This window comes from Luteimonas huabeiensis HB2, from assembly GCF_000559025.1.
In the GTDB taxonomy this organism is placed as follows: domain Bacteria; phylum Pseudomonadota; class Gammaproteobacteria; order Xanthomonadales; family Xanthomonadaceae; genus Luteimonas; species Luteimonas huabeiensis.
On sequence record NZ_JAAN01000019.1, the window covers coordinates 1 to 23,987 of the forward strand.

At 72.8% G+C, this 23,987-nt stretch carries 26 protein-coding genes; 20 read left to right on the forward strand and 6 right to left on the reverse strand.

Going from position 1 to position 23,987, the window contains the following annotated elements; genetic code table 11:
- Positions 1 to 119 precede the first annotated feature (119 nt).
- On the reverse strand, positions 120 to 494 hold the full coding sequence (locus tag Z164_RS0107020; protein ID WP_024889999.1) for a GFA family protein: 375 nt from the start codon (positions 492 to 494) through the stop codon (positions 120 to 122).
- A gap of 109 nt (positions 495 to 603) precedes the next feature.
- Between Z164_RS0107020 and Z164_RS22955 the strand changes: the two genes are divergently transcribed.
- Entirely contained in the window at positions 604 to 1,563 is a 960-nt protein-coding gene (locus Z164_RS22955; protein WP_024890000.1) for a helix-turn-helix transcriptional regulator, read from the forward strand.
- Here Z164_RS22955 and Z164_RS0107030 read toward each other — a convergent pair.
- Positions 1,560 to 2,423, reverse strand: coding sequence for a nuclear transport factor 2 family protein (locus tag Z164_RS0107030; protein WP_024890001.1), 864 nt, complete (start codon positions 2,421 to 2,423; stop codon positions 1,560 to 1,562). The genes Z164_RS22955 and Z164_RS0107030 overlap by 4 nt on opposite strands.
- Before the next feature lie 98 nt (positions 2,424 to 2,521).
- Between Z164_RS0107030 and Z164_RS0107035 the strand changes: the two genes are divergently transcribed.
- The 4 genes from Z164_RS0107035 to Z164_RS0107050 all read left to right on the forward strand — a co-directional run bounded on the left by Z164_RS0107035 (position 2,522) and on the right by Z164_RS0107050 (position 5,625).
- Entirely contained in the window at positions 2,522 to 3,136 is a 615-nt protein-coding gene (locus tag Z164_RS0107035) for a TetR/AcrR family transcriptional regulator (RefSeq protein WP_024890002.1), read from the forward strand.
- 25 nt (positions 3,137 to 3,161) lie between these two features.
- A complete protein-coding gene (locus tag Z164_RS0107040; protein WP_024890003.1) occupies positions 3,162 to 4,475 on the forward strand; it encodes a DUF763 domain-containing protein in 1,314 nt (437 codons plus the stop codon).
- Positions 4,475 to 5,053, forward strand: a complete 579-nt coding sequence (locus Z164_RS0107045; RefSeq protein WP_024890004.1) for a GIY-YIG nuclease family protein — start codon at positions 4,475 to 4,477, stop codon at positions 5,051 to 5,053. Before Z164_RS0107040 ends, Z164_RS0107045 begins: the two co-directional genes overlap by 1 nt.
- A 65-nt stretch (positions 5,054 to 5,118) precedes the next feature.
- Positions 5,119 to 5,625, forward strand: a complete 507-nt coding sequence (locus Z164_RS0107050) for a hypothetical protein (protein WP_024890005.1) — start codon at positions 5,119 to 5,121, stop codon at positions 5,623 to 5,625.
- Positions 5,626 to 5,689: 64 nt separating this feature from the next.
- Here the strand turns inward: Z164_RS0107050 and Z164_RS0107055 are convergent, their stop codons facing one another.
- Together Z164_RS0107055 and Z164_RS0107060 are read right to left on the reverse strand one after the other, a co-directional pair.
- Positions 5,690 to 6,121 (reverse strand): type II toxin-antitoxin system death-on-curing family toxin, encoded by a 432-nt coding sequence (locus Z164_RS0107055; RefSeq protein ID WP_024890006.1) that lies wholly within the window; start codon positions 6,119 to 6,121, stop codon positions 5,690 to 5,692.
- Positions 6,122 to 6,131: 10 nt separating this feature from the next.
- Entirely contained in the window at positions 6,132 to 6,353 is a 222-nt protein-coding gene (locus Z164_RS0107060) for an AbrB/MazE/SpoVT family DNA-binding domain-containing protein (RefSeq protein ID WP_024890007.1), read from the reverse strand.
- A 167-nt stretch (positions 6,354 to 6,520) separates the two neighbouring features.
- Here Z164_RS0107060 and lexA point away from each other — a divergent pair, with 167 nt between their 5' ends.
- From lexA to Z164_RS0107100, 8 genes are all read left to right on the forward strand, one after another.
- A complete protein-coding gene (gene lexA, locus Z164_RS0107065; protein ID WP_024890008.1) occupies positions 6,521 to 7,120 on the forward strand; it encodes a transcriptional repressor LexA in 600 nt (199 codons plus the stop codon).
- Positions 7,120 to 7,734 (forward strand): translesion DNA synthesis-associated protein ImuA, encoded by a 615-nt coding sequence (gene imuA / locus Z164_RS0107070; protein ID WP_052338382.1) that lies wholly within the window; start codon positions 7,120 to 7,122, stop codon positions 7,732 to 7,734. Before lexA ends, imuA begins: the two co-directional genes overlap by 1 nt.
- Positions 7,735 to 7,743: 9 nt before the next feature.
- Complete coding sequence (locus tag Z164_RS0107075; protein WP_024890010.1) at positions 7,744 to 9,162, forward strand: Y-family DNA polymerase; 1,419 nt, start codon at positions 7,744 to 7,746, stop codon at positions 9,160 to 9,162.
- Positions 9,163 to 9,295: 133 nt separating this feature from the next.
- Complete coding sequence (locus Z164_RS0107080; RefSeq protein ID WP_043689557.1) at positions 9,296 to 12,538, forward strand: error-prone DNA polymerase; 3,243 nt, start codon at positions 9,296 to 9,298, stop codon at positions 12,536 to 12,538.
- 310 nt (positions 12,539 to 12,848) lie between these two features.
- Complete coding sequence (locus tag Z164_RS0107085; protein WP_024890012.1) at positions 12,849 to 14,012, forward strand: acyl-CoA dehydrogenase family protein; 1,164 nt, start codon at positions 12,849 to 12,851, stop codon at positions 14,010 to 14,012.
- Positions 14,013 to 14,094: 82 nt separating this feature from the next.
- The gene (locus Z164_RS0107090) at positions 14,095 to 14,646 is read left to right on the forward strand and encodes a GNAT family N-acetyltransferase (protein ID WP_425477216.1); all 552 of its coding nucleotides are present in this window, start codon (positions 14,095 to 14,097) and stop codon (positions 14,644 to 14,646) included.
- Positions 14,643 to 15,029: a glutathione S-transferase N-terminal domain-containing protein gene (locus tag Z164_RS0107095; protein WP_024890014.1), complete on the forward strand. Its 387-nt coding sequence runs from the start codon at positions 14,643 to 14,645 to the stop codon at positions 15,027 to 15,029. Before Z164_RS0107090 ends, Z164_RS0107095 begins: the two co-directional genes overlap by 4 nt.
- Positions 15,030 to 15,042: 13 nt before the next feature.
- Positions 15,043 to 17,322, forward strand: coding sequence for a thiamine pyrophosphate-dependent enzyme (locus Z164_RS0107100; protein WP_024890015.1), 2,280 nt, complete (start codon positions 15,043 to 15,045; stop codon positions 17,320 to 17,322).
- A gap of 182 nt (positions 17,323 to 17,504) precedes the next feature.
- Here Z164_RS0107100 and Z164_RS20175 read toward each other — a convergent pair whose 3' ends face one another.
- Positions 17,505 to 18,002, reverse strand: coding sequence for an OmpA family protein (locus Z164_RS20175; protein WP_052338383.1), 498 nt, complete (start codon positions 18,000 to 18,002; stop codon positions 17,505 to 17,507).
- A 393-nt stretch (positions 18,003 to 18,395) separates the two neighbouring features.
- A complete protein-coding gene (ygfZ, locus tag Z164_RS0107110) occupies positions 18,396 to 19,247 on the reverse strand; it encodes a CAF17-like 4Fe-4S cluster assembly/insertion protein YgfZ (RefSeq protein ID WP_024890016.1) in 852 nt (283 codons plus the stop codon).
- Between ygfZ and Z164_RS21835 the strand changes: the two genes are divergently transcribed.
- From Z164_RS21835 to Z164_RS0107140, 7 genes are all read left to right on the forward strand, one after another.
- A complete protein-coding gene (locus Z164_RS21835; protein ID WP_236621764.1) occupies positions 19,246 to 19,449 on the forward strand; it encodes a DUF1674 domain-containing protein in 204 nt (67 codons plus the stop codon). The two genes, ygfZ and Z164_RS21835, sit on opposite strands and share 2 nt — an antisense overlap.
- 52 nt (positions 19,450 to 19,501) lie before the next feature.
- Positions 19,502 to 19,897, forward strand: coding sequence for a succinate dehydrogenase, cytochrome b556 subunit (sdhC, locus tag Z164_RS0107115; RefSeq protein WP_024890017.1), 396 nt, complete (start codon positions 19,502 to 19,504; stop codon positions 19,895 to 19,897).
- Positions 19,894 to 20,298 (forward strand): succinate dehydrogenase, hydrophobic membrane anchor protein, encoded by a 405-nt coding sequence (gene sdhD / locus Z164_RS0107120; protein ID WP_024890018.1) that lies wholly within the window; start codon positions 19,894 to 19,896, stop codon positions 20,296 to 20,298. Before sdhC ends, sdhD begins: the two co-directional genes overlap by 4 nt.
- Positions 20,299 to 20,452: 154 nt before the next feature.
- Positions 20,453 to 22,243, forward strand: coding sequence for a succinate dehydrogenase flavoprotein subunit (sdhA, locus tag Z164_RS0107125; RefSeq protein WP_024890019.1), 1,791 nt, complete (start codon positions 20,453 to 20,455; stop codon positions 22,241 to 22,243).
- 130 nt (positions 22,244 to 22,373) lie between these two features.
- Positions 22,374 to 23,159, forward strand: coding sequence for a succinate dehydrogenase iron-sulfur subunit (locus tag Z164_RS0107130; protein ID WP_024890020.1), 786 nt, complete (start codon positions 22,374 to 22,376; stop codon positions 23,157 to 23,159).
- A 135-nt stretch (positions 23,160 to 23,294) separates the two neighbouring features.
- Positions 23,295 to 23,558 (forward strand): FAD assembly factor SdhE, encoded by a 264-nt coding sequence (locus Z164_RS0107135; RefSeq protein ID WP_024890021.1) that lies wholly within the window; start codon positions 23,295 to 23,297, stop codon positions 23,556 to 23,558.
- 55 nt (positions 23,559 to 23,613) lie between these two features.
- On the forward strand, positions 23,614 to 23,973 hold the full coding sequence (locus Z164_RS0107140) for a hypothetical protein (protein WP_024890022.1): 360 nt from the start codon (positions 23,614 to 23,616) through the stop codon (positions 23,971 to 23,973).
- Positions 23,974 to 23,987 lie beyond the last annotated feature (14 nt).

Below are 23,987 nucleotides of genomic sequence, written 5' to 3' on the forward strand. Positions count from 1 at the left end.
CGCTTGCGGGGGAAGGGAAACCCGCATGCCCCCCGCAGGCGGGGGAAGGAATCGCCTGGGCGCTCCGAGTGTCGATACGCCCTATAGGGCCGGCCGCCGCGCCGTAGGCGCGCGCCGGCTCACCAGCCGCTGCGGCCGTCCACGGCGTTCACCGGCAGCGCCTCGGTCAGGGCGACGTCGTCGAGCAGGCGCGCGTTGACGGCGATGCACGGCGCCGAGAAGTCGGGGCCGTGCTCGGTCCAGGTGCAGGCCAGCGCGCTGTGCGTGCCGCAGCCGCAGACCCCGCAGTGGTAGTGGACGCGCAGCGCCGGATCGCGGCTGTAGCCCACGGTATGCGCGTCCTCGAGCACGAGGACGTCGCCGGCCGGATAGTAGGCCCAGAGCGTGCCGCGCTTGAAGCAGAAGCTGCAGTTGCACGCGGTGAGCGTCTCCGGCGCGTGCGCGAGCCGGAGCCGGGTGGCGCCGCAGTGGCAGCGCGCGGTGAGTGCGGTCATGGTCTTTCCCTCGGGTCGTCGGCGGGCCATCGCCCAGGCGGAGCGTGCGCGGAAGCCTGCGCCCGCATCGCGGACAGTTCCGGTCCTCGATGTCCGCTAGGCTGGCGCCATGCTCGACACCTCCGCCCGCCTGCTGCGCCTGCTCGCTCTGTTGCAGGCGCGCCGTTGCTGGTCCGGCGCGGAACTGGCCGAGCGCCTGGCGGTGACGCCGCGCACCGTGCGCCGCGATGTCGAGCGCCTGCGCAGCCTGGGCTACCCGGTCCGGGCCAGCGCCGGCGCGGCGGGCGGCTACACGCTGGGCGCGGGCGCCGCGCTGCCGCCGCTGCTGCTGGACGACGACGAGGCGCTGGCCGTGGTGCTGGGCCTGCGCCTGTCCGCCGTCGGCGCGGTGAGCGGCATGGAGGAGGCGGCCCTGCGCGCGCTGGCGAAGCTGGATCCGTTGCTGCCGCTGCGGTTGCGCGCGCGGATGCGCGGGCTGCACGCGGCGATGGTGCCGCTGGGCACCGCGGCGCCTGCGGTGGACGCCGAGCGTTTGACCGCGCTGGCCGGTGCCTGCCGCGATGCCCGGTGCATCGCTTTCGGCTACCTCGACCGCGAGGGCCGCCGCAGCGAGCGCGAGGCCGAGCCGCATGCGCTGGTCTGCGCCGACGCGCGCTGGTACCTGCTGGCCTGGGACCGCGGTCGGGGGGACTGGCGCACCTTCCGCGCGGACCGCATCGCCGGCCGCGTCGCGGAAGGCGCGCGCTTCCTGCCGCGGCCGGTACCCGGCGGCGACCCGGGCGCCTACGTCTGGCGCGCGGTGTCGTCGGACCCCTACCGGCTGCGCGCGCGCATCGTGCTGCACGCGCCGCTGGCGCGGATGGCCGAGCGCATCCCGCCGCTGGCGGGGCGGTTGCAGGCCCTCGACGACGCGCGCTGCCTGCTGGAGACCGGTGCGCAGTCGGCGCACCTGCTGGCCACGTACGTGGCGGCGCTGGACGTGGCGTTCGAGGTGCTCGAGCCGCCGGAGCTGGCGCTGCGGCTGCGGGCGCTGGGCGAGCGCCTGCTGGGTGCCGCCGCGCGCGCCTAGCCGCCGCGGCCCGAGGCCGCCACCGCGACGGCGTGGCTGTCCTCGAGCATGCGATAGCGGACGATCCGGCCGTCCCGGACCGTCAGCACGATGGCGAAAGGCGTTTCCATGCGCCGGCCGGTGGCCTTGACCCGGGAGGCCAGCTCGCCGATCGCCACCGCCTCTTCGTGGTCGGCCAGGAGCCTTCGCACCTCGAAGCGCTCGGGCGCCAGGTGCGCCGCCAGTTCCCGATAGAAGGCGCCCACGGCCTCGCGATCGCGGCGCGGGCCGATCCACGGCACGGCGTTCGGATCGCCGGGGATGTCCCAGTCCACGTCCCGCGCGAACAGGTCGAGGATGTCGGCCAGCGCCTGCGGATCGTCGGGCGAGGCCCAGAAGGCCGCGACCCGCTCGAAGTAGCGCGCGGCGATGTCTCGCGCCGTGGCCGGGGGCGCTTCGCCCCGGTAGAGCGCGATCCGGGCCCGGTCCTCGCCGGTGAAGTCGGGGTCGACGTAGATGGCGATGCGCTTGATCAGCGCGTCCTCGAATTCGAACACGTTGGCGAAGCGCCCCTGCGAGACCTCGCCGTCGGGCCAGGCCCGCCCGTCCGCGGTCACGCCCCATTCGCGGCCCTCCACCGCGATCCGGTCGCCGTCCACGGTGAACACCAGGCCGTCGATGTCGTGGGTCAGCTGCGCCGCATCCCGGGCGATGCGTCCGGCGAACCGTTCCAGCGCCGCCTTGCCGCGCGCCGTGCCGAACTTGGGGAAGAACAGCTCGACGTCGTCGGTGAACAGCTCCGGCAGCGCGGGATCCTTCGCATCGACCCGGCGGAAGTACTCGCGGATGGTCTCGATGCGGGAGGCGGATCGATCGGTCATGGGGCTTGCCCTATTTGTGTAAAAGTAATTACATTATTTGTCCGGCGCGGGCGCGGTCGTCAACCATCCAGCGTCGCCGACACCAGAGAGGAGGCCGCATGGCCCGTGGACGCCCCCGCAGCTTCGACCGCGATGCCGCGCTCCGGCGCGCCATGGAGGTGTTCTGGGCGAAGGGCTACGAGGCCACCCAGCTTGCCGATCTGCTGGCCGCGACCGGCATCAACCCGCCCAGCTTCTACGCCGCCTTCGGCTCCAAGGACGCCCTGTACCGGGAGGCGGTGGATCTCTATCTGGCCACCGTCGGCGCCGGCAGCATGAAGGCGCTCGCCGAGACCGGGGACGTCCGCGGCGCCATCGAGGGCATGCTCATCGCGGGCCTGGACACCGCCCTGGCCAGCCCGTCTTCCGGCGGTTGCATGGTCAGCCTGGGCCTGTACAACTGCCAGGACCGCAACGCGCCCCTGCGCGAGCACATGCGCGAGCTGCGGCACGGCACCCTGCGGCTGATCCGCCAGCGGCTGGAGCGCGGGGTCGCCGACGGCGAGCTTCCGGCGGGGGCCGATCTCGACCGGCTGGCCGCCTATTTCGTCACCATTCTCCAGGGCCTGTCCTTCCAGGCCCAGGACGGCGCCCGGCGCGAAACGCTGCTCGGCATCGTGGAGACCGCGATGGCGGCGCTGCCGGCGCCGGAACGCGCCGGTCTCAGCGGCTGAGACGGCCGCGGGGCAGGCTGGCGCGATGTCCCGACGCACCGGCAGCGCCGATCTTCCCCTGCACGGCGGGCGCGTCCCGGCGTGGCTCGGGCAGCGCATGACCCGGCTGGGCGCGGTGATGTGCCAGGCGATCGCGATCGAGTACGGCCGCGAGGAACTGCTGCGGCGGCTGGCGCACCCGTTCTGGTTCCAGTGCTTCGGCGCGGTGATGGGCATGGACTGGCATTCCTCCGGCATCACCACCAGCGTGATCGGCGCGCTCAAGCGCGGGCTGGCGCCGCTGTCGGGCGAGCTGGGCCTGCACGTCTGCGGCGGGCGCGGCCGGCATTCGCGCGCGACGCCTGCCGAATTGCTGGCGGTGGGCGAGCGCACCGGCGTGGACGGCGCGGCGCTGGCGCGCACGAGCCGGCTGGTGGCCAAGGTGGACAGCGCGGCGGTGCAGGACGGCTTCGATCTCTACCTGCACGCCTTCATCGTCGCCGACGACGGCCGGTGGGTGGTGGTGCAGCAGGGCATGCACGGCGCGCGCAAGCAGGCGCGGCGCTACCACTGGCTGTCGGAGGGGCTGGAGAGCTTCGTCGATGCCCCGCACGCGGCGATCGACGGGCCGGGGCAGGGCCGCATCGTCAATCTGGCCGACCGCCGCGCGGCCGCCTCGCGCGAGGCGCAGGTGGGCCTGCTGCGCGAGCTGGGCCCGGCACGGCTGGTGCGCGAGTTCGGCCGCATCGCGCCGCCCGCATCCCGGGCGGCGCCCGCCGGCGCGACCGGCGACCTGTTCGCCGCCGCCGCGCCGGAGGAGGCGGATGCCATGCAGCCGCATCTCGCATTGCCGGACCACCATGACGTGCGCGCGGACGACGTGGTGCTGCGGCGGTTGCACGGCAACCTGGCCGCGGCGGCCGCCTGCGGTCCCGGCGACTTCGCCGAGCTGCTGCAGGTGCCGGGCGTCGGCGCGCGCACGGTGCGGGCGCTGGCGCTGGTGGCCGAGGTGCTGCACGGCGCGCCGTGCCGGTTCACCGATCCGGCGCGCTTCTCGCTCGCCCACGGCGGCAAGGACCGGCACCCGTTCCCGGTGCCGACGCGGGTGTTCGACCGCACGCTCGACGTGCTGAAGACCGCGGTGGGGCAGGCGCGGCTCGGCCAGGCGGAGACGCTGGCCGCGATCCGCCGGCTCGATGCGCAGGCGCGGCGGCTGGAGGCCACGGCGCGGGGGCCGTCGCTGGACGCGTTGCTGGCCGAGGAGCGGAGGCAATCGCATCGCTACGGCGGGTGCAGCGTGTTCGGATGGGAGCCGGCGCCGGTTACGGCGGACGGCCAGGCCCGGCGCGGCGCGCGCTGATGCGCGGTCCCGACGAGGCGGTGGCGATCGACGGGCGCTGCTTCGCGTACGTGTTTCCCTGTCGCTGGGAAGACCACTGCAAGATCGGCTTCTCGCGCGATCCGCTGGGCCGCATCGCTGCGCTGCATCCGCGCTGGTACGAATTCTTCGACCTGGAGCGCGGGGTCCTGGTGGAGGCGGAGACCCCGCGCGATGCGCGCGACCTGGAGCTGGAACTGCGCGGGCCGCTGAAGCTGCACAACGCACCGGCGCCGCTGGCGATCCGCACGCAAGCGGGCGGCGGCACTGAGTGGTTCCGCGGCGTCGAGCGGGCGGTAGGGATCGCGGTGCGGGGGCTCGCCGAGCGCGGCCATCGCGTGCATCCGCTGCACGCTTGGCTGCAAGCCGCGCTGGCGGTGCGGCGCGACGGCCTGCACGAATGGACGCTCGCGCAATGGTGCGTCGAGGAACTGCACGGTGCGCAGGCGGCCGCGTCCGTGCGCCGGCGGCTGCGCGACCAGCTCGACGCGTTCGCGGCGCTGGGGATCGGGATCGGGGCGGCGTTGCCGGCGCCGGTGCTGGCCTGGTATCGCGGCTAGCGCGCCTTGCGCCGGCTTCACGCAGGCGTTGCTACACCGGACGCCCCTTCCGCCGGAGCACCGTCATGCCGGAGAAGAAGACCCGCCAGGCCGCCGCGAAGGACAAGCGCGAAGGCAAGTCCGCCAGCACCCAGGCCGGCGAATACGTCAGGGAAGAGATCGAACACGTCCGCGAGGGCAAGCACGGCGCCAAGAGCGCCCAGCAGGCGATCGCGATCGGCCTGTCCAAGGCGCGCCGCGACGGCGTGAAGGCCAAGCCGTCCAAGACCGCGTCCAAGGCGACCAGGAAGAAGGCCGCGCAGGACGAGCAGGCCTCGAAGAGCCGCAAGCAGCCCGCCGCCAAGCGTTCGGCCGGCGCGAAGCAGGCGCTGAAGACCGCCAGCCGCAAGACCACGGCGAAGAAGGCCGTGGGCAGGAAGGCGCTGTCGAAGCAGGCGAAGCAGGCCGCCTCCAAGCGCACCGCCTCGAGCCGCTCGGCCGCCGCCAGGAAGGCGGCCGCCACCAAGGGCGCCGCGGGGCGCAAGGCCGCCGCGAAAAAGGCCGCGCGGACCCGCAAGCGCGCCGCGTCCTGAGGCGCGCGCGCTCCGCTGCAGGAGCGCGCGCCGCGACGCATGCCGGGATCGCCCGCTCGCGCTCTTATGACGCGGCGTATTCCGCCCGCGGCTCGTTGAGCCGTGCGCCGCCGTGAACGACCAGGTGCCGGCGCAGCCAGTCGGCGAACTCGGCCTCGCCGAGGGTGCCTTCGGCGAGGCCGATGTAAAGCGGATAGAGCATGAGGTCGTCGGCCTCGAGCGTCAGCCCGTTGAGCATGAGGAAGGTTTCGCAAGCCACGGCGGCGGTCCGCTTGTTGCCGTCGACGAACGCATGATTGCGCGCGAGTCCATAGGCGAGGCTCGCGGCAGGGGCGGCATGATCGGGCGGCGGGTCGCCGTAGGCGAACATTTGCCGGGGACGGGCCAGCGCGGAGTCGAGGAGGGCGTCGTCGCGTATGCCGCCAGCACCGCCATGCTCGGCCAGGTGCCGGTCGTGGATGGCCAGGATCAACGGCTTTCCGATCCAGACGATCATCGCGGGCGCCTCACTGCGCGAGCTTGTGGAGCAGGGTCCGGCGCTTGCGCATCACTTCCTCGGCTACCTCCATCTGGCGCGCCAGCTCCGGGTCGAACGCGGTCAGGCGGATGCCGTCGGGGGTTTCCAGCGCGTACAGGGTGTCGCCCTTGCTCAGGCGCAGGCGAGCGAGCAGTTCCTTGGGCAGGATGACGCCGGCGGAGTTGCCGACGGTGGTGATCTTGAGCTTCATCGAGAATCCCATGGTTATAACTTGAGTTATATTGAACGCAACGAAACGGGTTTGGCAAGGGCCTGTGGGCGGCTCGCCCTGGATGCGCGATGGGTGTACAAATGCACACCCCGGTGGTGGTCGCCGGGTTCCGCCACGGCGGAATCGTCCGCTCAGAAGGTCTCCCGATGGATGCGCTCACCCCCCGGCGCGCTGCCGTGCTCGCCTTCCTGCGCGAGCGCGCAGCGCAGGGCCAGTCGCCGAGCCTGGCCGAGATCGCCGAACGCTTCGGCTTCGCTTCGCGCAACGCCGCGCAGAAGCACGTGCGGGCCCTGATCGAGGCCGGCCTGGTGGAGCGCCCGGGCCGCCGGCGCGGCGTGCGCCTGGCCGCCGGCGAGCGGCCGGCGCTGCTGCCGCTGCCGGTGCTGGGGCGGGTGGCGGCGGGCGCGCCGATCGGCCCCGACATCGGCCTCGACCAGCAGCTGTGGCTGGACCGCGGCGTGTTCTCGCTGCGCCCGGACTACCTGCTGCGGGTGCAGGGCGACTCGATGATCGACGACGGCATCCTCGACGGCGACCTGGTCGGCGTGCACCGTGCCGTGGACGCGCGCGACGGCCAGACCGTGGTCGCACGGCTGGACGGCGAGCTCACCATCAAGCGGCTGCAGCGCAGCCGCGAGCGCCTGCGCCTGCTGCCGCGCAACCCGGCGCACGCGCCGATCGAGATCCCCGCCGGCGCCGACTTCGCCATCGAGGGGCTGTACTGCGGACTGGTGCGCCAGGGCTGATGGGCGAGGCGCTGCCCCTGGACGCGCTGCTCGCCGCGCGCACGGTCTGGCCGGCCGGGCGGCAGGCGGCCGCTCGCGCCGATGGCGAGCCCACCGGCCACGCCGCGCTCGATGCGGTGCTGCCGCAGGGCGGCTGGCCGCGGCGCGCCTTGAGCGAGCTGCTGCTGCCCGCCGCCGGCGTGGGCGAGCTGTCGCTGCTGTTGCCGGCGCTGGCGCGGCTGACCGCGGCCGGCCAGCCGGTGGTGCTGGTGGCGCCGCCGTGCATCCCCTACGCCCCGGCCTGGCAGGCCGCCGGCGTGGATCTGGCCTGTCTGCAGGTGGTGGAGGCTGCCGCGCCGCGCGACGCCCTGTGGGCCTTCGAGCAATGCCTGCGCAGCGGCGCCTGCGCGGCGGTGGTGGGCTGGCCGCAGTCGGCCGACGAGCGCGCGCTGCGGCGCCTGCAGGTGGCCGCCGACAGCGGCGACTGCTGCGCCTTCGCCCTGCGCGACCGCCGCCATGCCGCCAATCCGTCGCCGGCGGCGCTGCGGCTGGAATGGGCCGATGGCGCCTGGCGCGTGCGCAAGTGCCGCGGCGGGCGGGTGCCGTCGCAGCCGCTGCGACTGGCCGCGCATTGAATCGCCGCCATGCTCTGGGCCTGCATCCTGCTCCCGCAACTGGCGCTCGACGCCGTGCTGCGGCGCGTTCCCGATCCGCACGCGCCGCTGGCGCTGGTCGCGGGGCCGGCGCAATTGCGCAGCCTGCACGCGGTCAACGCCGCGGCGGCCGCGGCCGGGTTGCGACCGGGCATGCGGCTGCTGGCCGCGCACGCGCTGCTGCCCGCGTTCGCCACGGTCGAGCACGACCCCGCGCGCGAGGCCGCCGCGCAGCGCTTCCTGGCCGGCTGGGCCTACCGCCACAGCTCGCTGGTCAGCGCCGGCTGGCCGGGGGCGATCGTGCTCGAGGCGCAGGCGAGCTTCCGCCTGTTCGGCCCCTGGCCGCGCTTCGAGGCGCGCCTGCGCGCCGAGCTCGACGCGCTGGGCTTCCGCCACCGCATCGCGCTGGCGCCGACCCCGCGCGCGGCGCGCGTGCTGGCCGGCGTGGGCGACGGGCTGGCGCTGACCCGGCCGGCGGCGATGGCCGAGGCGCTGGACCGGGTGCCGGTACGTCGCGCCGCGTTGCCGGGAGAGGCCGGCGAGCGCCTGCACCGCATGGGCGTGCGCACCCTGGGCGCGCTGCGCGCGCTGCCCGGCGAGGCGGTGCGGCGCCGCTTCGGCGCGGACCTGCCCGCGCACCTGGCGCGCCTGTACGGCGAGGCCGACGACCCGCTGCCGTGGTACGCGCCGCCGGACCGCTTCGACGCGCGGGTCGAACTGGGCTACGAGGTCGAGAACCATCTCGCGCTGCTGTTCCCGTTGCGGCGGCTGACCGGCGACCTGGCCACCGCGCTGTCGATCCGCGACGGCGGCGTGCAGCGCTTCGAGCTGCGCCTGGAGCACGAGCAGGGCCACACCGCGGTGGAGATCGGCCTGCTCGCGCCCGAGCGCGACCCGGGCCTGCTGTTCGAGATCGCGCGCAGCCGGCTGGAACGGGCACGGGTCGAGCGCCCGGTGCTTGCGCTGCGCCTGCATGCCGCCGGACTGCCGCCGTTCGTGCCCGCCAGCCGCGACCTGTTCGATCGCCGCGCGCAGCAGGGCATGCCCTGGCCGCAGCTGCGCGAGCGCCTGCGCGGGCGGCTCGGCGACGGCGCGGTGTACCGGCTCGCGCCGGCCGACGACCCCCGCCCCGAGCGCGCCTGGCGGCGGATGCAGGGCGAGGACGCGGCGATCCCCGCCGCGCCGCCGCGGCCGCCGCGCCCGGCCTGGCTGCTGCCGGCGCCGGTGCCGCTGCGCGATGCGCGGCTGGAGATCCTGTCCGGCCCCGAGCGCCTGGAGAGCGGCTGGTGGGACGGCGAGGACGTGCGCCGCGATTACTACGTCGTGCGCACCGGCCAGGGACAGCGCGCCTGGGCCTACATGCCCGCCGGCGCCCGCGAGGGCTGGATGCTGCACGGCTGGTTCGGGTAGCGGCAATGCGCGACGCTGCCCTGGCCATCCGCGGGCGCGCGCCGGCGCGCGATGCGCGTTGCGCCCGGCGCCGCGCGTGCTGCACCCGAGAGCGCCCCGGCGAGGATGCCGGCGACGTCCGCGGCGCTCGGCCATGACCGATGCCTCCTGGGACGGCGTCGATCGCGACACCCCCGGCGGACGGCCGCCGCGGGCGTGGTCGGTGGGCACGCGCCTGCGCGAGGCTGCCAACGACGCCAGCGGCGACGACGACGGCCTGCCGGCCTACGCCGAACTGCACTGCCTGTCCGACTTTTCCTTCCTGCGCGGGGCCTCCAGCGCCGAGGCGCTGTTCGCGCGCGCCGCGCAGTGCGGCTACGAAGCGCTGGCGATCACCGACGAATGCTCGCTGGCCGGCATCGTGCGCGCGCTGGAAGCGGCCGAGGCCACCGGCGTGCGGCTGATCGTGGGCAGCGAGTTCGCGCTGGAGGACGGCCCGCGCTGCGTGCTGCTGGTCGAGGACGCCGCCGGCTACCGGGCGCTGTGCGGCCTGATCACCACCGCCCGCCGCGCCGCGCCCAAGGGCCGCTACCGCCTGGCCCGCGCCGACGTGGAAGCCGCGCTGGCGGCCGGCGCCGCCGGCCTGTTCGCGCTGTGGCTGCCCGGCGCCGAGCCCGACCGCGGCGAGGGCGCCTGGCTGCGGGCGCTGTTCGGCGAACGCGCGCGGCTGGCGGTGGAGCTGCATCGCGAGCGCGACGACGCGGCGCGCCTGCAGGCGCTGCTGGCGCTGGCGCGCTCGCTGGACATGCCGGCGCTGGCCTGCGGCGACGCGCACATGGCCACGCGCCGCGAGCGCATGCTGCAGGACACCCTGACCGCGATCCGTCACGGCCTGCCGCTGGCCGAATGCGGCGCGCACCTGTTCCGCAACGGCGAGCGCCACCTGCGCAGCCGGCGCGCGCTGGGCAACATCCATCCGCCCGAGCTGCTGGAGGCCGCGGTGGCGCTGGCGCGGCGCTGCCGCTTCGACCTGCGCCAGGTGCGCTACCGCTATCCGCGCGAGCTGGTGCCCGAAGGCCATGCGCCCGACACCTGGCTGCGCGAACTGACCGAGCGGGGACTGGCCGAGCGCTGGCCGCAGGGCGCGCCGCGCAAGGTGCGCGAGCAGGTCGACCAGGAGCTGGCGCTGATCGCGCGCAAGGGCTACGAGGCCTTCTTCCTGACCGTGCAGGACGTGGTCGGCTACGCGCGCTCGCGCGGCATCCTCTGCCAGGGCCGCGGCTCCTCGGCCAACTCGGCGGTCTGCTACGCGCTGGGGATCACCGCGGTCAATCCGGACGAGACCCGGCTGCTGATGGCGCGCTTCCTGTCCGAGGAGCGCGACGAGCCGCCCGACATCGACGTCGATTTCGAGCACGAGCGCCGCGAGGAGGTCATCCAGTACGTCTACGCCAAGTACGGCCGCGCGCGCGCGGCGCTGGCGGCCACGGTGATCGCCTACCGCGGCAAGAGCGCGGTGCGCGACGTGGCCAAGGCGTTCGGACTGCCGCCGGACCAGATCGCGCTGCTGGCCAACTGCTACGGCTGGGGCAACGGCGAGACGCCGATGGAACAGCGCATCCGCGAGGCCGGCTTCGACCCGGACAACCCGCTGATCTCGAAGGTGCTGGCGATCACCGAGATGCTGCGCGACCGTCCACGGCACCTGTCCCAGCACGTCGGCGGCTTCGTGATCTCCGACGGGCCGCTGTCGGACGTGGTGCCGGTGGAGAACGCCGCCATGCCCGAGCGCACGATCATCCAGTGGGACAAGGACGACCTGGAGACGATGAAGCTGCTCAAGGTCGACTGCCTGGCGCTGGGCATGCTGACCTGCATCCGCAAGACCCTCGACCTGGTCCGCGCGCACCGCGGCCGCGCCTTCGAGCTGGCCACCCTCCCGCGCGAGGACGCCAGGACCTACGCGATGATCCAGCGCGCCGACACCGTGGGCGTGTTCCAGATCGAATCGCGCGCGCAGATGGCCATGCTGCCGCGGCTCAGGCCCGCCTGTTTCTACGACCTCGTGATCGAGGTGGCGATCGTGCGCCCCGGTCCGATCCAGGGCGACATGGTGCATCCCTACCTGCGCCGCCGGCAGGGCCGCGAGGCGGTGAGCTATCCCTCGCAGGAGGTGCGCGACATCCTGGCGCCGACCCTGGGCGTGCCGCTGTTCCAGGAGCAGGTGATGGAACTGCTGATGCACGCGGCCGACTACACCGACAGCGAGGCCGACCACCTGCGTCGTTCGATGGCGGCCTGGCGCCGCGGCGGCGACATGGAGCCTCACCGCCAGCGCGTGCGCGAGCGGATGATGGCCAAGGACTACGCGCCCGAGTTCATCGACCAGATCTTCGAGCAGATCAAGGGCTTCGGCTCCTACGGCTTCCCGCAGAGCCACGCCGCCTCGTTCGCCAAGCTGGTCTACGCCAGCTGCTGGCTCAAGCGCCACGAGCCGGCCGCCTTCGCCTGCGGCCTGCTCAATGCGCAGCCGATGGGCTTCTACTCGCCCAGCCAGATCGTGCAGGACGCGCTGCGCGGCAGCCCGGAGCGCGAAGCGGTGCGAGTGCTGCCGGTGGACGTGCGCCGCAGCGGCTGGGACAACGCGCTGGTCGGGGGCCGCCCCTGGCGCGACGAGAACGACCCCGGCGAGCAGCCGGCGATCCGCCTCGGCCTGCGCCAGGTGCGCGGCCTGTCGGAGGCGGCCGCCGCGCGGATCGTGGCCGCCCGCCAGGCCCGCCCCTTCGCCGACGTGGCCGACCTGTGCCTGCGCGCCGGGCTCGACGAGAAGGCGCGCAGCGCGCTGGCCGAGGCCGATGCCCTGCGCGGCCTGGCCGGGCACCGCAACGCCGCGCGCTGGGCGGTGGCCGGCATCGAGCGCCGGCTGCCGCTGCTGCCGGGCAGCCCCGGCGAGGCGCCGGTGGCGCTGCCCGCGCCGCGCCCGGGCGAGGAGATCCTGGCCGACTACGGCAGCGTGGGCCTGACCCTGCGCGCCCATCCCATGGCGCTGCTGCGGCCGAAGCTGGCCGAGCGCCGCATCCTCGGCCTGCGCGAGCTGCAGCAGCGCCGCCACGGCAGCGGCGTGCACGTCGCCGGCCTGGTCACCCAGCGCCAGCGCCCGGCCACGGCCAAGGGCACGATCTTCGTCACCCTGGAAGACGAGCACGGCATGATCAACGTCATCGTCTGGCCGCACCTGGCGATGCGTCGCCGGCGCGCGCTGCTGGAATCGAAGGTGATGGCCGTGCGCGGGCGCTGGGAGCGGGTGGACGGCGTCTCGCACCTGATCGCCGGCGACCTCGACGATCTCAGCCACCTGCTGGGCGACCTGCGCGCGCCCTCGCGGGACTTCCATTAGGCCGGATCGACCAGCAGCGCCGAAGTCGTGCCTTCTCGCGCAAGCGGGCTCATGCTGTCCCTTCTCCCGCAAGCTGCGGCGTGCCCCCATCCGCCTTCGGCACCTTCCCCCGCTCGCGGGGGAAGGAAAAACGAGGTGCTCCCCGCTTGCGGGGGAAAGGAAATCAGGATGGTCCCCGCTAGCGGGGAAGGGGCCTTCGCACGTCGAATGTCGATACGCCTGGCGTCCGTCCCGCGCCCATCCGCTCGGGGCCGGGTGCCGGGCCGGGCGGGGCGATACAATCGCGGTTTTCCGGAAACCTGCGACCGCCATGGCCCTCGATCCCCGCGACCTCTACGACGTCCGTTCCCTGCTGAGCGAGGAGGAGCGCGCGGTCCAGGATGCGGTGGCCCGCTTCACCGACGAGCGCGTGCTGCCGATCATCGGCGACTGCTTCGACCAGGGCCGCTTCCCGGCCGAGCTGATCCCGGAGATCGCCGCACTCGGCGTGCTTGGCGCCACCCTGCCGGAGGAATACGGCTGCGCCGGCCTGAACTCGGTCAGCTACGGCCTGATCTGCCAGGAGCTGGAGCGCGGCGATTCCGGCCTGCGCAGCTTCGCCAGCGTGCAGTCCTCGCTGTGCATGTACCCGATCTACGCCTACGGCAGCGAGGAGCAGAAGCGCCGCTGGCTGCCCGACATGGCCGCCGGCCGGGTCATCGGCTGCTTCGGCCTGACCGAGCCGCACGGCGGCTCCGACCCGGCAAACATGAAGACCCATGCCAGGCGCGACGGCGGCGACTGGGTGCTCAACGGCTCGAAGATGTGGATCACCAACGGCAACATCGCCGACATCGTCATCGCCTGGGCGCAGACCGAGGAGGGCATCCAGGGCTTCGTCGTCGAGAAGGACTTCGCCGGCTTCAGCGCCCAGGAGATCAAGCACAAGATGAGCCTGCGCGCCTCGGTCACCAGCGCGCTGTACTTCGATGGCGTGCGCGTGCCGGAGGCCAACCGGCTGCCGAGCGTGAAGGGCCTCAAGGGCCCGCTGGGCTGCCTGACCCAGGCCCGCTACGGCATCACCTGGGGCCCGATCGGCTCGGCCATCGCCTGCCTCGACGAGGCGCTGGGCTATTCCAAGGAACGGATGCTGTTCGGGCGCCCCGTGGCCGCCACCCAGAGCGCGCAGATCAAGCTGGCCGACTGGGCGCGCCGGATCACCGCCGCGCAACTGCTGTCGCTGCAGTTGGGCCGGCTCAAGGACGCCGGCCGCATGCAGCCGACCCAGGTCTCGCTGGCGAAGTGGAACAACTGCCGCATGGCCATCGACATCGCCCGCGAGGCGCGCGACCTGCTGGGCGGGGCCGGCATCACCACCGAGCATTCGCCGATCCGGCACGCGCTGAACCTGGAATCGGTCATCACCTACGAAGGCACCGAGACCGTGCACCAGCTGGTGGTCGGGCGCGAGCTGACCGGCATCAACGCGTTCTGATCGGCCCCGAACGCGGCGGCGGATGCCTCCGCCGGTCGGTCGCCGCCGCGCGACACGTCACGCTCCGGCAGGACTTTCGCCCATGATGCACGCCGACATCCGCCTCGAGACTCCGCGCCTGATCCTGCGCGTGCCTCGGATCGAGGATTTCGAACGCTACGCGCAATTGATGGCCGACGAGGTCGCCGCGCGCCACATCGGCGGCCGGCAGCCGCGCGCGGCGGCGTGGCGGAAATTCCTGCAGATGCCGGGGGCGTGGGCGCTGCAGGGGTTCGCCATGTTCTCGGTCGTGGACAAGGCCGACGGCCGCTGGCTCGGCCAGCTCGGGCCGTGGCGGCCGGAAGGCTGGCCGGGCAACGAGATCGGCTACTCGTTCCATCCCGACGCCTGGGGCCGGGGCTACGCCACCGAGGCCGCCGTCGCCGCGATCGACTGGGCCTTCGACACGCTGGGCTGGCCGGACATCATCCACTGCATCGCCCCGGACAACACCGCCTCGCAGAACGTCGCCCGGCGGCTGGGCTCGGTCCGCCGCGGGCCGGGGCGGCTGCCGGCCCCGTTCGAGGATCATCCGATCGAGATCTGGGGGCAGACGCGCGAACAGTGGCGAGAGAACCGGAAGCGGTTCGCATGACCACGATCCACGGCTATTCGCCGTCCGGCAACTGCCACAAGCTGCGGCTGCTGCTCGAGCGGCTCGGCCGGCCGTACCGCTGGATCGGGACCGACCGCAGCCGCGGCGCGACCCGTACGCCGGGATACCTGGCCAAGAATCCCAACGGCAAGGTGCCGATGCTCGAACCCGACGACGGCCGCGTGCTGGTGGCCGGTCCGCGCTACGGCATCGCGGACATCGCGCTGTTTCCCTATACCGACGCGGCCGGCGACGGCGGATTCGACCTGTCGCCGTACCCGGCGCTGCGCGACCGGCTGGCGCGCGTGCGCGCGACGCCGCGGTTCGTCGCGATGCCGGCGCCCGCGCCGGAAAACGCCGCCCTGATCGCCGCCTCCCGCTAGCAGGTCCCGACGCATGTTCGCCACCGTCCCCGATCCGATCCCGGCCCGCATGAAGGGCCTCAACCGCGCCGAGATCTGCGACCTCAACTTCCAGGAATTCGTGCGCGGCTGGCACGGCCAGGCGCGCGCCCGACCCGCCGCCGACGCGCCCGTGCTGCCCGGCAGCGCGCTGGATGCGCGCGGCTTCCTGGAACTGTTCGAGTCGCAGCTGATCAGCCGCCACCTGGACCTGATGGCGCGCGTGCTGCGCGTGCAGAACAAGGTCTTCTACACCATCGGCTCCAGCGGCCACGAAGGCAACGCGATGGTCGCGCGGCTGACCCGGCACACCGATCCCGCGTTCCTGCACTACCGCAGCGGTGCCTTCATGGCCGAGCGCTCCCGCAAGCTGCCGGGCATCGATCCGATCATGGATTCGGCGCTGTCGTTCGCCGCGTCCAAGGACGATCCCGCCAGCGGCGGCCGCCACAAGGTCTGGGGCAGCAAGCCGCTGTGGGTGCTGCCGCAGACCTCCACCATCGCCTCGCACCTGCCCAAGGCGCTGGGCACCGCGATCGCCATCGAGCACGCTCGCCGCATCGGCCACGCGCTGCCGGTGCCGGCCGACAGCATCGCGATCTGTTCCTTCGGCGACGCCTCCAGCAACCACGCCACCGCGCAGGCCGCGTTCAACGCCGCCGCCTGGACCGCCTACCAGAAGCTGCCGGCGCCGGTGCTGTTCGTGTGCGAGGACAACGGCATCGGTATCTCGGTCAGGACGCCCGACGGCTGGGTCGCGCGCAATTTCTCCGCACGCCCGGACCTCGACTACTTCGCCGCCGACGGACTCGACCTGGCCGCCGGTTACCTTGATGTGCAGCGCGCGGTCGAGCACTGCCGCCGCACCCGCCGGCCGACCTTCCTGCACCTGCGCACCACCCGCATCATGGGCCACGCCGGCACCGACTTCGAGATCGAGTGGCGCAGCCTCGAGGAACTGTGCGCGGTGGAGGCGAGCGACCCCCTGCTGCGCAGCGCGGCGATCGCGCTGGAGTCGGGGCTGATGTCCAGGGACGAGGTGCTCGAACTGTACGAGGCCACCCGCGCGCGCTGCTTCGAGGCCGCCGAAGCCGCCGACCGGCGGCCCCGGCTGTCGACGCTGGAGGAGGTGATGGCGCCGCTGGCGCCGTACAGTCCGGAAGCGGTGAAGACCGAGGCCGAGCGCTTCGACTACGCCGAGCGGCGCCTGCAGGTCTTCGGCGGCGAGGCGCGACTGCCCGAGCGGCAGGCGCCGAAGCATCTCGCGATCCAGATCAACGCCGCCTTGCACGACCTGTTCGCCAAGTATCCCGAGGCGCTGCTGTTCGGCGAGGACGTGGCGCAGAAGGGCGGCGTGTACACCGTCACCAAGGGCTTGCAGAAGGCCTTCGGCCCGCGGCGCGTGTTCAACACGCTGCTCGACGAGACCACGATCCTCGGCATGGCCCAGGGCTACGCCAACCTGGGCCTGCTGCCGTTGCCCGAGATCCAGTACCTGGCCTATTTCCACAACGCCTGCGACCAGATCCGCGGCGAGGCCGCCAGCCTGCAGTTCTTCAGCAACGGCCAGTACCGCAACCCGATGGTGATGCGCATCGCCTCGCTGGGCTACCAGCGCGGCTTCGGCGGCCACTTCCACAACGACAACTCGGTGACCGCGCTGCGCGACATCCCCGGGCTGGTGGTCGGCTGCCCCTCGCGCGGGGACGATGCGGCGACCATGCTGCGCACGCTGATGGCGCTGGCGAAGGTGGACGGACGCGTGTGCGCCTTCCTGGAGCCGATCGCGCTGTACATGGCCAAGGACCTGCACGCGCCCGGCGACGGCGGCTGGCTGACCGCCTACCCGCCGCCGGAGCAGGCGATGGCCTTCGGCGAGGAGCGCGTCTACGCGCCCGAGGCGACCGACCTGGTGGTGTTCACCTTCGGCAACGGCGTGCCGATGAGCCTGCGCGCCGCGCGCGAGATCGAGGCCGCGCACGGCTGGAAGGTCCGCGTCGTCGACCTGCGCTGGCTGCTGCCGCTCAACGAGTCCGCCATCGCTCGCCACGCCCGCGAATGCGCGCGCATCCTGGTGGTCGACGAGGGCCGGCGCAGCGCCGGGGTGGGGGAGGGCATCGTCACCGCGATCGTCGAGGCCGGTCTCGGCGCCAGGCCGCTGCGGCGCGTGGTCGGCGCCGATACCTTCACCCCGCTGGCCGGCGCCGCGTTCCTGGTGATCCCGTCCGAGGCCGACATCGTCGCCGCGGCCGCGGCGCTGGCATCGGTCGGGTAGCGTCGGCTCGCGCGGACGCTACGGTCCCGGCCGCCTGCTGGGGCAGGTCGCCGTCTCCGCCGAGATCGCCTGGAGCGCCGTCGATGCCCCGCGGCAGGGGCCGGCGCTCGGGCCGGCACGCCGCTCGATCGTCCTGTCGCGTCGCCGTGACAGTCCGGCGGGCGGGCCGGCCGCCGGTCCGCTCAGTCGGCGAACTGTATCCGCACCTCCACCCGGCGGTTCGGCGCCAGGCAATCCTTGAGCGCGTCGCCGCGCTGGCCCTCGCAGTCCACCACCGGCTCCACGCTGCCGCGGCCCACCGCGGTGATGCGGCCGGCCGGCACGCCGCGCTCGATCAGATAGTCGCGCACCGCGTTGGCGCGCTGCTCCGACAGGCGCAGGTTGGCGCGGTCGTTGCCGATGCGGTCGCTGTGGCCGATCACGTGCACGATCTCCAGCGGCCGCGCGTTCAGGCGCTCGGCAAGCTCGTCCAGCGCGGCGAGGCCGGCGGGGTTGAAATCGTCGATGCTGGCGCGACCGAAGGCGAACAGGCCGTCGGCCGACAGCTTCTCGAGGAAGCTCGACGGCAGCGGCGCCGCCGGCGGCTCGGGCGGCGGCGGCGGCTCGGCCGGCCGGCTGGCGCAGCCGGTCGCGAGCAGGGCGATGGTCGCCGCGATCGCGGCGGTGAGCTTGAAGCGCATGGATTGTCCCCTTCCGCTGGATGCGGCATCACGACGTTCGGATCACGACACCGGCACGGCGCTCCCGGCCCATGGAGACGCGGGCGCGCCACAGCGGTATCCCCCCCATCGCGCGGAATATGGGCCGCGGATCGAGACGAAATCAAGACCCGCGCCGCGCGCCGGACCGGCGGTCGCGCCGCCGGTGCGAACGGCGCGGCACGGCGCGGGCGAACGGACGCTCGCCTACCTAGGAGCGTGGGCGGCAGAAATCGTCCGGGCTGCAAAGCCGCCTGCGCGGTCCATATTTCCGCCGATTCTGGGCCTGTAGCACCACTACAGGCCGGCGAATCGTCGAAAATCTGTCCTCGCCCAGTCGCCTTTTCGCCTCGAACATTTCTGCCGCCCACGCTCCTAGCGCGCCAGGCCTTCCAGCAGCGGCAGCAGTTGCGCGGGCGCATGCCCCAGCCGCGGTCGCGCCGGCGATGGATCGAGCGGCAGTACCGCCAGCGCATCGAGGCCCTCGGCGGCCACGATCCTGCCGCCGCCGGTCTCCAGCGCCACCTCCGCGCCGGGCAGGGCGGGTTGCGCGGTCCGCAGCCGCGCCAGGGCGCGCTTGGCCTGGCCGAGGAAGTGGGTGCGGGCGACGATCTCCTGGCCGGGATAGCACCCCTTCTTCACGCTGTAGGCGCGCAGGCGGTCCAGCGACAGCTGCTGCGGCGTCCACAGCTCGGCCTGCGAGAGGTCCAGCCGCGGCAGGCCGTGGACGAGATCGCAGGCGCGCCAGCGCGCGGCCAGGATCGGGTCCGTCGCGGCGGCGGCGCCGCCCAGGCGTAGCCGGCGCGGCGCGCCGTCGCCGCTCCAGTCCAGTTCGAGGGCGTCGCCCGCGGCCGCGAAGCGCGAACCGCTGGCGTCGGCGGGCGCGGCGAAGGCCGCGGACACGGGCAGCGCCGCCTGCACCGTCACCGTCGCCTTGCTGCGGAACAGGAAGCCGCGCAGGCGGGCGGCGAAACCTTCCGCGTCGGCATCGAGCAGCAGCAGCCGGAACCGCTCCTCGTCCAGGCGCAGCAAGGCGAACAGCGCGATCACGCGGCCCTTCGGCGTCAGCCAGCCGTTCCACTGCCAGTGGCCCGGGGCCAGCGCGGCGACGTCGTTCATGAACTGCGCCTGCGCGAATTTCGGCGCATCGCGGCCTTCCACGGCCAGCGGATGAAGACTCGGAAGCGCGAAAAACGCGCTGGAAGCGTCGGCCGACTTGTCGGACATGAACGTGGGAACTAAAATTCCGGCGGTGAAGACCCCGGCCATGATAGGCGAAAGCGTTTCCGCACCGGACCCGGATCGAACCGATCCGCCCGCTGCGGCGCCGGTGCCGGCATCGCCACCCGAAGAGATCGGGGGCCGCGACGGCCCCGACCCGACCCGTTACGGCGATTGGGAAAAGAACGGTCGCTGTATCGATTTCTGACCTCCCGATCCAGCCACGCGGCGTTGCCGCCCAGCGAGGAGACCTGCCAGCGATGGCGAATCGCGAACGCCCCATTTCACCGTTCATGCTCGGGCAGACGTATCGGTTCCAGATCACGTCGCTCATGTCCATCCTCCACCGCATCACCGGCATCGCCCTCTCGGTCGGTGCGCTGGGCCTGGTGTGGTGGCTGCTGGCGGTCGCCATCGGCGGCGAGACCTACGCCACCGCCTCGGCCTGCCTGTCCTCGCCGGTGGGCATGGTGCTGCTGTTCGGCTTCACCCTGGCCCTGGTCTACCACCTGCTCAACGGCATCCGCCACCTGGCCTGGGACGCGGGCTGGGGCTTCTCGCTGCCCGAGGTCTACCGCTCCGGCTACGCGGTGTTCGCGGTGGGCTTCGCGCTGACCGCGCTGATCTGGTTCTTCGTGCTGTGGGGTGGGGCATGAGCGACATCGAGGCGCGCGCCGCGCGCGACTACCGCACCCCGGTCAAGCGCGCCATGGGCCTGGGCTCGGGCAAGACCGGCACCGGCCATTTCTGGTGGCAGCGGGTGACCGCGGTGGCGCTGGTCCCGCTGGTGGCCTGGTTCGTGGGCACCCTACTGTCGCTGGTGGGCGCGGACCTGGAGACCGCCCGCGCGACGCTGGCGCGGCCGTCCAACGCCATCCTGTTCTCGGTGTTCTCGGTGGCGCTGTTCTGGCACGCCAAGCTCGGCCTGCAGGTGGTCATCGAGGACTACATCCACCGGCGCGCGCTGGAAGTCGCGCTGCAACTGCTGGTGACCTTCGTCTGCGCGGCCGCGGCGCTGGCGTCGCTGTACGCGATCGGCCGCATCGCCTTCCTATGAACCCGCCGTCTCCGGAGCCGGCCTCGCCCCAGGGCGCTGTCTTCGCGCAGACACGATTCCCGCCGGCACGATCGCCCTTCTCCCATGCCAGGGAGCGGGGACGGGGCGAAGGCACCAGCCCGCCCGTCCCTGCGCGCGCAACCAGAGATTTCCGATGACCGCGACCTACAAGATCACCGAACACAAGTACGACATGATCGTCGTCGGCGCCGGCGGCGCCGGCCTGCGCGCGACCTTCGGCCTGGCCCAGAAGGGCCTGCAGACGGCCTGCCTGACCAAGGTGTTCCCGACCCGCTCGCACACGGTGGCCGCGCAGGGCGGCATCTCGGCGGCGCTGGGCAACATGGGCGAGGACGACTGGCGCTTCCACTTCTACGACACCATCAAGGGCTCGGACTGGCTGGGCGACCAGGACGCCATCCAGTACATGTGCCGCGAGGCGATCCCCGCGATCATCGAGCTCGAGCACCAGGGCGTGCCGTTCTCGCGCACCGAGGAAGGCAAGATCTACCAGCGCCCGTTCGGCGGCATGACCACGCACTACGGCAAGGGCATCGCCCAGCGCACCTGCGCCGCGGCCGACCGCACCGGCCACGCGATCCTGCACACGCTCTACCAGCAGTCGCTGGCCCACGACGCGCGCTTCTTCATCGAGTACTTCGCGCTCGACCTGATCATGGACGAGGAGGGCGCCTGCCGCGGCGTGCTCGCGCTCGACATGGCCGAAGGCACGCTGCACCTGTTCCGCGCCCAGGGCGTGGTGCTGGCCACCGGCGGCTACGGCCGCGCCTACTTCTCCGCCACCTCGGCGCACACCTGCACCGGCGACGGCGGCGGCATGGCGCTGCGCGCCGGGCTGGGCCTGCAGGACATGGAGTTCGTGCAGTTCCACCCGACCGGCATCTACGGCGCCGGCTGCCTGATCACCGAAGGCGTCAGAGGCGAGGGCGGCATCCTGCGCAACGCCAACGGCGAACGCTTCATGGAGCGCTACGCGCCCAACGCCAAGGACCTCGCCTCGCGCGACGTGGTCAGCCGCTCGATGACGCTGGAGATCCGCGAGGGCCGCGGCGTCGGCGAGCACAAGGACCACATCCACCTCGACCTGACCCACCTCGACCCCAAGGACATCCACGAGAAGCTGCCCGGCATCGCCGAGAGCGCCCGGATCTTCGCCGGCGTCGACGTCGAGAAGCAGCCGATCCCGGTGATCCCCACCGTCCACTACAACATGGGCGGCATCCCGACCAACTACCACGGCGAGGTCGTGCAGCTGAAGAACGGCGATCCCGACGCCGTGGTGCCGGGCCTGTACGCCATCGGCGAGGCCGCCTGCGTCTCGGTGCACGGCGCCAACCGCCTGGGCTCGAACTCGCTGCTCGACCTGGTGGTGTTCGGCCGCGCGGTGGCCAACCGCTGCGCGGAGACGATCAAGCCCAACGCCCGCCACAAGCCGTTGCCGGCCGATGCCTGCGACAAGGCGCTGGCCAACCTGGACAAGCTGCGCAACGCCAACGGCAGCACGCCGACCGCGGCGATCCGCGACCGCATGCAGCGCACCATGCAGGCCGACGCGGCGGTGTTCCGCACCAGCAAGACGCTGGCCGAGGGCGTGGAGAAGATCCGCGAGATCCACGCCTCCTTCGCCGACGTCAGGGTCAGCGACCGCTCGCTGGTGTGGAACTCCGACCTGATCGAGACCCTGGAGCTGCAGAACCTGCTGGGCCAGGCCCTGGCCACGATCGTGTCGGCGGAGAACCGCAAGGAATCGCGCGGCGCGCACGCGCACGAGGACTTCCCGGACCGCGACGACGTGAACTGGCACAAGCACACCCTGTGCTGGGTCGGCGAGAACGGCGAGACCACCATCGACTACCGTCCCGTGCACATGTACACCCTCGACGACGAGGTCGAGGTGGTGCCGCCGAAGGCGCGCGTATATTGATGTCGAGACCGGGAATTCGGGATGGAGGGTCCGCGACAGCGACAGCCGCGATCACCGTTCTCCCGACGCCCCGATCCCAATCCCGAAGCGTTTCTCAACAGCCGCAAGGCTGGTCATCCCGGACTTCAAAATGGCCGAATTCTCCCTCCCCAAGAACTCGAAGATCCAGGAAGGCCGCCACTTCCCGGCGGCCGCCGGCGCCGGCCGCACGCGGACCTTCAAGGTCTACCGCTGGAACCCGGACGACGGCCGCAATCCGCGCACCGACACCTACGAGGTCGACCTCGACAAGTGCGGCCCGATGGTCCTGGACGCGCTGATCAAGATCAAGAACGAGATCGACCCGACGCTGACCTTCCGCCGGTCCTGCCGCGAGGGCATCTGCGGCTCGTGCGCGATGAACATCGACGGCACCAACACGCTGGCGTGCACGCGCGCGATCGAGGACTGCAAGAAGGCCGAGGTGCCGATCTACCCGCTGCCGCACATGGCCGTGGTCAAGGACCTGGTGCCCGACCTGACCCACTTCTATGCGCAGTACGCGGCGATCAAGCCCTGGCTGCGCACCCAGAGCGCGCCGCCGCCCGATCGCGAGCGCCTGCAGTCCAAGGAAGACCGCGCCAAGCTCGACGGCCTGTACGAGTGCATCCTGTGCGCCTGCTGCAGCACCTCGTGCCCCAGCTACTGGTGGAACGGCGACCGCTACCTCGGCCCGGCGATCCTGCTGCAGGCCTACCGCTGGATCATCGACAGCCGCGACGAGGACACCGGCGCGCGGCTGGACGATCTCGAGGATCCGTTCAAGCTCTACCGCTGCCACACCATCATGAACTGCGCGCGCACCTGCCCCAAGGGCCTCAACCCGGCCCGCGCGATCGGCCAGATCAAGCAGCTGATGCTGGCGCGGCATGGGTGAGCGGCTGCGCTTGGCCGATGCCCTATCGGCATCGGCCGCAGCCGCGAACGCCCGGCCATGGACGGCCGGGCCGGACTCTCCGAAGCCCGCGTTGCCGCGCCAAGGACGGCGGCACGATCTCCTGCCGAAACCCGGATGACCGCCAGCCAAGCCGAAGACCCCGAGCTCAAGCGCCTGCGCTGGCGCTGCCGCCGCGGCATGCGCGAGCTCGACGTGCTGTTCGAGGCCTGGCTGGCGCGCGACTGGCCGGCGGCTTCCGAGTCCGAGCGCGGCGTTTTCCTACGGCTGCTCGATTGCGAGGACGATAAGCTCTGGCGCTGGTTGATGGGCTACGAGGCCGTGCCGGATGCCGAACTCGAAACGCTCGTGGCGAGGATGCGCGCCCTGCAGTCCCGCTGAAGGCGCGGTCGTACGCTGGCGCCCCTCGCGCTGGCTGTCGGCGGCGCTGCTGGCGTTGTCCTTCGGCGCCGCGGCCGCCCTCCCGGCCTCCGGCGTGCCGGCGGCGCTGGCCTGGCCATTGTCCAGCCTCGCGCTGCTGCACGGCGCGCTGCTGCTGCGGCGGCAGGCCCGCGCGGCCGAGCGGGTGCTGCATCTGCGGCCCGGCGGCCCGGTGGAGGTGAACGGCGAACCGGTGGACGACTTTCGCCTCGACTGGCGCGGGCCGCTGGCCTTCGCCCGCTGGCGCGACGCCGCCGGCCGCACGCAGCGCCTGGCCTGGTGGCCCGATACCCTGCCGCCGCCGCTGCGGCGTGAACTGAGACTGGCCGCGCCCGCTCCGCGGGCTGCGCGCGACGCGCCTTCGATGGCACCATAGCCGTCTTGTGCCGG

Excerpts from the sequence above, each read along its gene's own strand:
- Z164_RS0107020 (WP_024889999.1), bottom strand. The coding sequence starts at position 494 with ATGACCGCACTCACCGCGCGCTGCCACTGCGGCGCCACCCGGCTCCGG.
- Z164_RS22955 (WP_024890000.1), top strand. The coding sequence starts at position 604 with ATGCTCGACACCTCCGCCCGCCTGCTGCGCCTGCTCGCTCTGTTGCAG.
- Z164_RS0107030 (WP_024890001.1), bottom strand. The coding sequence starts at position 2,423 with ATGACCGATCGATCCGCCTCCCGCATCGAGACCATCCGCGAGTACTTC.
- Z164_RS0107035 (WP_024890002.1), top strand. The coding sequence starts at position 2,522 with ATGGCCCGTGGACGCCCCCGCAGCTTCGACCGCGATGCCGCGCTCCGG.
- Z164_RS0107040 (WP_024890003.1), top strand. The coding sequence starts at position 3,162 with ATGTCCCGACGCACCGGCAGCGCCGATCTTCCCCTGCACGGCGGGCGC.
- Z164_RS0107045 (WP_024890004.1), top strand. The coding sequence starts at position 4,475 with ATGCGCGGTCCCGACGAGGCGGTGGCGATCGACGGGCGCTGCTTCGCG.
- Z164_RS0107050 (WP_024890005.1), top strand. The coding sequence starts at position 5,119 with ATGCCGGAGAAGAAGACCCGCCAGGCCGCCGCGAAGGACAAGCGCGAA.
- Z164_RS0107055 (WP_024890006.1), bottom strand. The coding sequence starts at position 6,121 with ATGATCGTCTGGATCGGAAAGCCGTTGATCCTGGCCATCCACGACCGG.
- Z164_RS0107060 (WP_024890007.1), bottom strand. The coding sequence starts at position 6,353 with ATGAAGCTCAAGATCACCACCGTCGGCAACTCCGCCGGCGTCATCCTG.
- lexA (WP_024890008.1), top strand. The coding sequence starts at position 6,521 with ATGGATGCGCTCACCCCCCGGCGCGCTGCCGTGCTCGCCTTCCTGCGC.
- imuA (WP_052338382.1), top strand. The coding sequence starts at position 7,120 with ATGGGCGAGGCGCTGCCCCTGGACGCGCTGCTCGCCGCGCGCACGGTC.
- Z164_RS0107075 (WP_024890010.1), top strand. The coding sequence starts at position 7,744 with ATGCTCTGGGCCTGCATCCTGCTCCCGCAACTGGCGCTCGACGCCGTG.
- Z164_RS0107080 (WP_043689557.1), top strand. The coding sequence starts at position 9,296 with ATGACCGATGCCTCCTGGGACGGCGTCGATCGCGACACCCCCGGCGGA.
- Z164_RS0107085 (WP_024890012.1), top strand. The coding sequence starts at position 12,849 with ATGGCCCTCGATCCCCGCGACCTCTACGACGTCCGTTCCCTGCTGAGC.
- Z164_RS0107090 (WP_425477216.1), top strand. The coding sequence starts at position 14,095 with ATGATGCACGCCGACATCCGCCTCGAGACTCCGCGCCTGATCCTGCGC.
- Z164_RS0107095 (WP_024890014.1), top strand. The coding sequence starts at position 14,643 with ATGACCACGATCCACGGCTATTCGCCGTCCGGCAACTGCCACAAGCTG.
- Z164_RS0107100 (WP_024890015.1), top strand. The coding sequence starts at position 15,043 with ATGTTCGCCACCGTCCCCGATCCGATCCCGGCCCGCATGAAGGGCCTC.
- Z164_RS20175 (WP_052338383.1), bottom strand. The coding sequence starts at position 18,002 with ATGCGCTTCAAGCTCACCGCCGCGATCGCGGCGACCATCGCCCTGCTC.
- Z164_RS21835 (WP_236621764.1), top strand. The coding sequence starts at position 19,246 with ATGAACGTGGGAACTAAAATTCCGGCGGTGAAGACCCCGGCCATGATA.
- ygfZ (WP_024890016.1), bottom strand. The coding sequence starts at position 19,247 with ATGTCCGACAAGTCGGCCGACGCTTCCAGCGCGTTTTTCGCGCTTCCG.
- sdhC (WP_024890017.1), top strand. The coding sequence starts at position 19,502 with ATGGCGAATCGCGAACGCCCCATTTCACCGTTCATGCTCGGGCAGACG.
- sdhD (WP_024890018.1), top strand. The coding sequence starts at position 19,894 with ATGAGCGACATCGAGGCGCGCGCCGCGCGCGACTACCGCACCCCGGTC.
- sdhA (WP_024890019.1), top strand. The coding sequence starts at position 20,453 with ATGACCGCGACCTACAAGATCACCGAACACAAGTACGACATGATCGTC.
- Z164_RS0107130 (WP_024890020.1), top strand. The coding sequence starts at position 22,374 with ATGGCCGAATTCTCCCTCCCCAAGAACTCGAAGATCCAGGAAGGCCGC.
- Z164_RS0107135 (WP_024890021.1), top strand. The coding sequence starts at position 23,295 with ATGACCGCCAGCCAAGCCGAAGACCCCGAGCTCAAGCGCCTGCGCTGG.